Below are 1,205 nucleotides of genomic sequence, written 5' to 3'. Positions count from 1 at the left end.
GACAACTGGGTTACGGCTCTGAGGGTGTACCAGTCCTCTACGTTGCATACCCCCGAACAGATCCTACACAACACGTACAGTCGCATCATTGTGTCGTGAACTTCTGCTCCGTGACTTCCCGCCTTCGCCCGCTACCCAGCCGCCGCCACGACATCCACGGGGAGAGAGGATTGTATTCAGAAAGTGGGAGGTGTATGGAGGGGTTATCACAAATCCCTTGCTATTTTTGCTGTTTACTTTTATCTTTCACGTTTTCTCCTATAGGTCAACAAACACCCCCATACCCCTCCCAAAACTGGATGAGAAGTACCTATCTCGCCCCTCCTGTGGATGCGATGTGTTGTGAAATATTGAGGAGTGGCGGTCGTGCAGGCAGTCGCCCTGTGGGTGCGGTCAGGGGATGCTGACGATGCTCCAACGTGTCCAAGAAAGAGTAAGAGCCAGCCCTGTCCAAGCCGACCATCGAAATGTAATGAAAAGTCAAATTGACGCGGTAAGGATGAGCTACACTCTACCATATTTCAGGTTCTACTATGTGTCGTGTTGGTATGTAAACGCCGTATACAGAAACTTTACCCTCCGTCCCCTTTCGTCACCCTCCATTCCGTACATCTGGGTACTGCAACATGACAGCGAATCTGTAGAAAGCCTGATGGCGGTCGGCAAATAGCATTCGCATTACATCCTTATCGCTTCCGACAAACGCATAGCTCACATGGGACTGATGTTGAAAATGGGCGCGGAGTCGCTTCAGCAAGAGGTCGTCAACCTTCTCGATCACCTGAAACTCGTGGAACCAAACGACCAGACGCCTGCCTGATTGCTCAGGGATGCGTTGCAGGAGGCTTGTGCTTACGTCCAGGAGTTCAAGAGGGCTTTCCTTCAACTTCAGCAGATATGGTATGTCCACAACGTCTTGGATTTTGGCACGTATCTCAGGTAGAGACAGATTCTCTATGAATTCGTTAAGGGAGGAGTTCGGCAAGGTGTCGCTACCTAAACGCAACTGCGAAACCACCCTCAACAAGTGAAGTGCCAATTCCTCAATAGTGTAAACGTTAGATAGGTCTATCTCGGTCGTATAGCATCCCCGCGCTTCCAGCCCACTCAAAACAGCACGAGCCAATAAAGTGCTAATCTGATGAGGAACTGCGAATGTCACACTGCAACCATCATATAGCCGCTCTTCAATTTCCCGTACAAAA

1 protein-coding gene is annotated in these 1,205 nt (G+C 50.0%); it reads right to left on the bottom strand.

Translation table 11 applies throughout. The features are described from left to right. Nucleotides 1-592: 592 nt before the first annotated feature. The coding region (locus AAC01S_RS19655) for a hypothetical protein (RefSeq protein WP_169794100.1) at nucleotides 593-1,205 on the bottom strand (613 nt) is incomplete at its 5' end.

Origin of the sequence: Alicyclobacillus acidiphilus NBRC 100859 (genome assembly GCF_001544355.1) — a bacterium.
Classification (GTDB): Bacteria; Bacillota; Bacilli; order Alicyclobacillales; family Alicyclobacillaceae; genus Alicyclobacillus; species Alicyclobacillus acidiphilus.
This window is presented reverse-complemented; position numbering and strand designations above follow the sequence as displayed.